This window comes from Synechococcus sp. R55.3 (assembly GCF_047461975.1).
GTDB lineage: Bacteria > Cyanobacteriota > Cyanobacteriia > Thermostichales > Thermostichaceae > Thermostichus.
The window spans coordinates 21,492-29,057 of sequence record NZ_JANSIG010000030.1; the positions used below are offsets into that span (position 1 = coordinate 21,492).

General features: G+C 59.6%; 4 protein-coding genes. 1 reads left to right on the forward strand and 3 read right to left on the reverse strand.

The window, feature by feature from the left end:
* Window positions 1-45: 45 nt before the first annotated feature.
* Together NW849_RS06680 and rpoB are read right to left on the reverse strand one after the other, a co-directional pair.
* Window positions 46-1,929, reverse strand: a complete 1,884-nt coding sequence (locus tag NW849_RS06680; protein WP_414356733.1) for a DNA-directed RNA polymerase subunit gamma — start codon at window positions 1,927-1,929, stop codon at window positions 46-48.
* Window positions 1,930-2,056: 127 nt separating this feature from the next.
* Window positions 2,057-5,476 (reverse strand): DNA-directed RNA polymerase subunit beta, encoded by a 3,420-nt coding sequence (rpoB, locus tag NW849_RS06685; RefSeq protein WP_414356735.1) that lies wholly within the window; start codon window positions 5,474-5,476, stop codon window positions 2,057-2,059.
* Window positions 5,477-6,066: 590 nt separating this feature from the next.
* On the opposite strand from rpoB, the gene NW849_RS06690 reads away from it, so the two are divergent.
* Window positions 6,067-6,780 (forward strand): heme oxygenase (biliverdin-producing), encoded by a 714-nt coding sequence (locus NW849_RS06690; protein WP_414356736.1) that lies wholly within the window; start codon window positions 6,067-6,069, stop codon window positions 6,778-6,780.
* 84 nt (window positions 6,781-6,864) lie between these two features.
* Here NW849_RS06690 and NW849_RS06695 read toward each other — a convergent pair whose 3' ends face one another.
* The gene (locus NW849_RS06695; RefSeq protein WP_414356737.1) at window positions 6,865-7,395 is read right to left on the reverse strand and encodes a pentapeptide repeat-containing protein; all 531 of its coding nucleotides are present in this window, start codon (window positions 7,393-7,395) and stop codon (window positions 6,865-6,867) included.
* Window positions 7,396-7,566 lie beyond the last annotated feature (171 nt).

Sequence of the window (7,566 nt, forward strand, 5' to 3'; positions counted from 1 at the left end):
AGAGGAGAGAGGGGAGAGAAGAGCCGTCCTACGGCAGAGGATGAACTACGCAGACAAAATATCTTGCACGGTCTTGTTAAAAATGATCCGGCCCGGCGTGGTGCGAATGTACTGGCTGATCACGTTGCCGTCTTGATCCTCGCGGATACGGCGGTAGTTGGTGATCTTGAGGCGAATGCCGCCCGGTTCTTCGATGATTTGCGGCTCGGACTCTTTTTCGCCCTTGCCCAACTCCATCGGGCCGTGGTAGCGCACCCAGACCTTGCTGTGCAGGCCGATAGCACCGCGGTCGTAGGCGATGAGAGCATCTTCCAAGCTGGCAAAGAAACGATCGCCAAGATCGGGCTGGTGGGGGTTATCTGCCGTCAGGTAGTAGCATCCCAGCACCATATCTTGGCTGGGGGTGATGATAGGGGCGCCAGTGGCAGGGGAGAGGATGTTGTTGGTGGCCAGCATCAGCAGGCGAGCTTCCGCCTGAGCTTCCAGAGAAAGGGGCACATGCACAGCCATCTGGTCGCCGTCGAAGTCGGCGTTGAAAGCAGGGCAGACCAAGGGGTGAAGTTGAATCGCCCTTCCCTCCACCAGGATTGGCTCAAAAGCTTGGATCCCCAGGCGGTGCAGGGTGGGGGCACGGTTGAGCAAGACGGGGTGGCCGTCGATCACCTCTTCCAGCACATCCCAAATCTGTGGGTCATTGCTCTGGATCATCTTTTTGGCAGCCTTGATGTTGTTGACAATGCCCCGCTTGATCAATTTGTGGATGACAAAGGGCTGGAACAGCTCGATGGCCATCTCTTTGGGCAGGCCACACTGGTGCATGCGCAGGTTGGGCCCCACCACGATCACCGAACGCCCGGAGTAGTCCACCCGTTTGCCCAACAGGTTTTGCCGGAAGCGCCCCTGTTTGCCCTCGATGATGTCGGAGAGGGACTTGAGGGGACGGTTGTTGGCCCCCGCCACTACGCGCCCCCGCCGACCGTTGTCGATCAGCGCGTCCACCGCCTCCTGGAGCATGCGCTTTTCGTTGCGCACAATGATCTCCGGCGCCATGATCTCCTGCAGCCGGGCCAGACGGTTGTTGCGGTTGATCACACGACGGTAGAGATCGTTGAGGTCGCTGGTGGCAAAGCGGCCCCCATCCAACTGCACCATGGGGCGCAAATCCGGCGGGATCACCGGCAGCACCCGCAACACCATCCACTCCGGACGGGATCCGGTGGCAATGAAGTTGTCGATCACCCGCAGCCGCTTGATCAGGCGTGCCCGCTTTTGGCCGCGAGCAGTGGTGATCTCCTCCCGCAGTTGCTCCGCCTCTTTTTCCAGGTCGATATCCTTGAGCAGGCGCTCGATGGCCTCCGCCCCGATCATCGCCCAGTTCTCCGGCAGTTGCAGTTCGGATCCCTCCTCGTACATCTGATCTTCGATCTCGAGGAATTGATCCTCCGTCAGCAGTTGTTTGTAGGAGAGATTCTGGGCATTGCCCGGATCTACCACTACGTAGGCGTTGAAGTATACCACCTGCTCCACATCCCGCAGCGGCATATCCAACAGGGTGGCGATGTGGCTGGGGATCCCTTTCAAATACCAAACATGGGTGACGGGGGCAGCCAACTTGATGTAGCCCATGCGGTGGCGGCGCACCCGCGACTCGGTTACCTCCACCCCACAGCGCTCGCAGACGATCCCCCGATGCCGTACCCGCTTGTACTTGCCGCAGTGGCATTCCCAGTCTTTGGCCGGCCCAAAGATGCGCTCGCAAAAGAGACCATCCATCTCCGGCTTGAGGGTGCGGTAATTGATGGTCTCAGGCTTGGTGACTTCCCCCACCACTTGACCATTGGGCAGGGTGCGCTGGCCCCACTCCATGATCCGCTCTGGAGAAGCCAAGCCAATTTTGACGTAGTCAAAGCGTTGCTCTGTTTTGGCCATCGCCATTCTCCTCCTGACTTGCTGCCCTGGCACCTAAACCCAAAGGAAAGGCAAACCCCGCCCTCCTTCGCGGGCTGAATGGGATCCCCGTCGCGTTCGCGTCAGCGGCACGGAGCCCTCTCAACACTCAAAAGTCATCTTCCTCTTCTCCGTCCTCATCTTCCTCACGGCTACGGCTGGCATTCGCGTCAGCGGTGCGGAGCACTCTGGTAAAGGCTGGTGATGGCGAGAGATCCTCAGACGTAACCGATTCATAAGTGGGTCGAGAGGGAGTATGACGGTTGGAGGTATCGGCCATCAGATCCACTTCCACATCGTGGGTTTGCCCTTCGCTGTCCACCTCCACCTTGTGTACCGACACATCCAGGCAGAGGGACTGCAGCTCCCGCACCAGCACCTTGAAGGACTCCGGCGTGCCGGGTCGAGGGATGGGCTTGCCCTTGACGATAGCGTTGAGAGCCTCGTTGCGCCCCACCATGTCGTCGGACTTGACGGTGAGCAGCTCCTGCAGGATGTAGGCCGCCCCAAACGCCTCCAAAGCCCACACCTCCATCTCCCCAAAGCGCTGGCCGCCCTGCTGCGCCTTGCCCCCCAGCGGTTGCTGGGTCACCAAAGAATAGGGGCCGGTGGAGCGAGCGTGGATCTTGTCGTCCACCAAGTGCACCAGCTTCAGCATGTAGGCGCGGCCCACCGTAACGGGCTGGTCGAAGGGCTCCCCGGTGCGACCGTCAAACACCTGGATTTTGCCGCAGTACTTGCCTTCCGGGTTGAAGATCCAGTCCTTGCCGGTCTTCTCTCGGGCTTCCCTCAGCTTGGCCTCCACCGTCAGACGGGAGGCTTCTAAACCGTGCATCTCATCAAAGGGCATCAGCTTGAAGCGCACCCCCAGATGTTCTGCTGCCCAGCCCAGCAGGCACTCGTACACTTGGCCCACGTTCATCCGGGAAGGCACCCCCAAGGGGTTGAGCACCACATCCACCGGTGTGCCGTCCGCTAGGTAGGGCATGTCCTCAATCGGCAAGATGCGGGAGATGATGCCTTTGTTGCCGTGACGGCCCGCGATCTTGTCCCCCACCTGGATTTTGCGCTTGAGGGCAATGTAGACCCGCACCACCATGTTGGCGCCGGGAGGCAGCTCATCCCCCTGTTCGCGGGTAAAGATGCGTACATCCACCACCCGACCGCGCTCGCCGTTGGGCACCCGCAGCGAGTTGTCCCGCACATCCCGAGCCTTTTCCCCGAAAATGGCCCGCAATAGCCGCTCTTCTGGGGGCTGATCCGACTCCCCTTTGGGGGTGACTTTGCCCACCAAAATGTCGCCGGCCTCCACCCAAGCCCCAATGCGCACAATGCCGTTCTCATCCAGGTCCCGCAGGGCATCTTCCCCCACGTTGGGGATTTCGCGGGTAATCTCCTCAGGGCCCAGTTTGGTTTGCCGGGCCTCGATCTCGTGCTTCTCGATGTGTACCGAGGTAAAGACATCGTCGTAGACCAGCCGCTCGCTGATCAAGATGGCATCTTCGTAGTTGTAGCCCTCCCAGGGCATGTAGGCCACCAACACGTTTTGGCCCAAAGCCAACTCGCCCCCTTCGGTCGCCGGGCCATCCGCCAGCACCTGGCCAGCCACCACCCGATCCCCCGTATAGACAAGGGGACGCTGGTTGAGGCAGGTGTCTTGGTTGGAGCGCTGGTATTTCTGCAGGCGATAGACAATTGGATCCCCGCCGTCGTCTGGCCGAACCACGATTTCGTCGGCGGAAACGTAGGTCACCACGCCATTGGTGCGCGACACCACCACCATGCCGGAGTCCCGTGCCGCCTGGGCTTCCAGGCCAGTGCCCACATAGGGCCGATCCGGCTTGAGCAGGGGCACCGCCTGCCGCTGCATGTTTGCTCCCATCAAGGCACGGTTGGCGTCATCGTGCTCCAGGAAGGGGATCAAGGAGGTGGCCACCGAGATGACCTGCACCGGCGCCACTTGGACGTAGTGCACTTCTGTGGGGTGGGCGGTGGTGAACTCTTGGCGGTAGCGCACCGGCACCAAATCGGCAGTGATGCGGCCTTCGGCATCCACCGGCACATCCCCAGGGGCTACGCGGTACTCGTCCTCTTCATCGGCAGTGAGGTAGACCATGCCCAGATCTTTGCGCACCACGCCGTTCTCGACCCGGTAATAGGGGCTTTCGATAAAGCCGTACTGGTTGACGCGGGCGTGGGTGGCCAGGGATCCGATCAACCCGGCGTTGGGGCCTTCTGGGGTTTCGATGGGGCAGATGCGCCCGTAGTGGCTGGGGTGGATGTCCCGCACGGCAAAGCCGGCCCGTTCCCGACTCAGGCCGCCGGGGCCCAGGGCAGATAGCCGCCGCTTGTGGGTCAGCTCCGCCAGAGGATTGGTCTGATCCATGAACTGGGAGAGCTGGCTGGAGCCGAAGAACTCTTTAATAGCCGCCACCAAGGGTTTGGGGTTGACCAAAGAGGCCGGGGTGAGGTTTTCCGACTCGGAGACCGTCATCCGTTCTCGGATGATCCGCTCCAGGCGATTTAGGCCCACCCGCACCTGGTTTTGCAGCAGCTCACCCACAGAACGCACGCGGCGATTGCCCAGGTGGTCGATGTCGTCCACATGGCCGATGTCGTACTCCAAGTTGATCAGGTAGTCGATGACGGCCAAGATGTCGGGGACGGTAAGCACCCGCACATTTTCCGCTACGTTGAGGTTTAACTTTTTGTTCAGCTTGTAGCGCCCTACCCGGCCCAGATCGTAGCGTTTGGGGTCGAAGAAGCGGGATTCCAGCAACTGCTGGCCACCCGATACGGTGGGGGGTTCCCCGGGCCGCAACTTGCGGTACAGCTCCATTAGGGCTTCTTCTTCGGTGTAGGGCCCCTCTTTCTCCATGGTTTTCTGGAAGAATTCGGGGTGGCGCAGGTTGTCGTAAATCTCGGAGTCGCTCAGGCCCAAGGCTTTCAGCAGAACTGCCGCCGAGAGCTTGCGGGTTTTGTCGATGCGCACCCACACCAGGCCGTTTTTGTCGGTCTCGAACTTCAGCCAGGCACCACGGTTGGGGATGAGGCTGGCGCTGTAGGTACGACGCCCGTTTTTGTCCAGCTCCGACTTGTAATAGACGCCGGGGCTGCGCACAATTTGGTTGACGATCACCCGCTCGGCGCCGTTGATGATGAAGGTGCCCCGATCCGTCATCAAGGGCAGTTCGCCGATGAAGACGTCCATGTCTTTGATCTCGCCGGTCTCTTTGTTGATCAGGCGAGTGGGCACCCGGATCTGCGCTTGATAGGTGGCATCCCGCCGCTTGGCCTCCTCGGGGTCGTAGCGGGGGCGGTTGATCTTGTACCCTTTGGAGGGATCCCCAGGGCGATATTCAGGCAGGAAGTGCAGCTCCAGCTTACCAGTGTAATCGATGATGGGGGAAAAGCTGAGAAGCTCCTCTTCAAACCCTTCTCGCAAAAACCACAAGAAACTCTCCCGCTGAATCTCCACCAGGTCAGGAAAGGTAGGAGCGACAGGGGATTGCACTGCTAATTGTGTCATGCGTTGCTCGGGAGGGGTCGCGCTGCAGTCAGGCCTTCCATTATAGAAACCCCGCCAACGATCGTCAACGAACGTTACAAAGGTCGAGGGACTGTCCGGATCCCGTGGGGGCGCACCTGGAAAATCTCGGCAAAACCGCTTGGGATCCCCTTTTGGCTGCCGGGGCAGGGGCGGTTTCCGCCATGCCTTAAGGATTGTTCACATCCATTCACACTCAAGCAGATTATTCTAATCTTTAACCGTTTTTGCGGATCATCCGCTGCTCCAGCTCGGATTTCTGGTCAACCTTGGGGATCGGAGGGGTGGCTCTGACAGGCTCAGCCGGTCGACAGAGTGGACTTGGCGCCGGTTTGCGTCGCTTTTGAGATGCACGCTGTTGATGCAGGCTGTGGCGGAGCCATCAACAACAATCATGAGAAGGGGTTAGGAATGGGTTTACAAAGCTTCTCAGGCTGGGGGAACCTCGGGATGGCTTGCGGGTGATCTGCGGGTGATCTAATGAAGCACAGTTTGTTGGCGAGGAGGGTTTTGTGAGTCAAAGTCAGAACAATCAGAATAAAAGAAGTGATCTGTATAACCGGGACCACAGCTTGTCGGCCCAGTTGCGGGAGGGCACCAAGCAGTCCCACACCATGGCCGAGAACATGGTGTTTATCAAGTGTTTCCTGAAGGGAGTGGTGGATAAGCGGGCCTACAGCCGCTACGTGGGCAATTTCTACTTTGTCTACAGTGCTCTGGAAGAGGGCTTTGCCCAACTGCGAGAGCACCCGCTGGTGGGCCGGTTCTACTACCCGGAGCTGTGGCGCAAGACCAGCCTGGAGAAGGACTTGAATTATTTTATCGGCCCCAATTGGCGCGCTGTGGTCAAGCCCTCCCCTGCCTGCCAGGTCTATGTCAACCGCATCCGAGAAGTGGTGGAAAAAGATCCACTTCTCCTGATCGCCCACGCCTATACCCGCTACATCGGTGACTTGTCGGGCGGTCAAATCCTCAAAAACATCGCCCGCCGGGCCATGGGCTTGCCGCCAGGGGAAGGAACAGCTTTTTACGATTTCGAGCAGATCCCCCACGAGGGCAAGTTCAAGCAGCGCTACCGTGCCCAGATGGATGCATTGGGGCTGGATCAAGCCACCATCGACCGCATTGTGGCAGAGGCCAATTATGCCTTCAAGCTGAACATGGACTTGTTTAGGGAGTTGGAGGGCAATTGGCTGTTGTCGATGGCCCGCTTGGCCTGGAATTCGCTGCTCAGCCAGTTTCAACGCAAGCCCACCCGTTCTGAGGCAGCCGCTCCCAGCTCCTAAAATCCGGATTCCAGAGGGCAGTGAGGCGATGGGTTCTGCTGCCTATCTCCCCTCTCCCTCTGGGAGAAGAGCCGGGGGTGAGGATCAGTCACATTCAAGAGTGTCGCGGGTGGCCCGACCGGTTACAGGGTTAACGCCGGTGGCCCGTTCGCAAAGGATGGAGAGGGCGTCTTGCCGTATCAACGCATTGGTGAAATCCGCCCCATCAATTTGGATCCCTTCGACTCGGGCCAGCCACATCATGCTGTCCTGCAGTTGCGCTTCTCGCAGATCCGCACCCTGTAAGTTGGCCATGTCCAAAGTGGCCCCCCGCAGGTCGGCCCCGCGCAAGTTGGCTTTGCTGAGATTGGCCCCGAATAGGTTTGCCCCTGCCGCCTTCACGTGGCTGAGATCGCTTTGGCGCAGGTTGGCCTTGAGAAACTTCCAGCCGCTCAGGTCTTGCCCTGCAAAGCTCACCCCCTGCAGATCTCGTTTGGTGTAGTCCTCTGCCTGGGCCGGGGATCCCAGCGGAGTAACCCCCAGGCAGAGTATCAGCCCGCAAAGCACCATCCCCCGCAGGAAACGGCTCAGCCAAGACCGCCTCGCCAGAACCGAAGCCAGCCAAGCAACAGACATCGCGGATCCCTCCCTCAAGGAAACCTCCATGGCTTGGGAATTGCTTCTGGTTTTATCTTACCGGATAGGGATCCCGCCGGCAGATTGGGCTATCATGAACTACCCCACCGCATAGGCGGATGGGGTTTCTGATGCCCCATTCGCTTGACGGCAGGATTTTAGTCTCTTCCT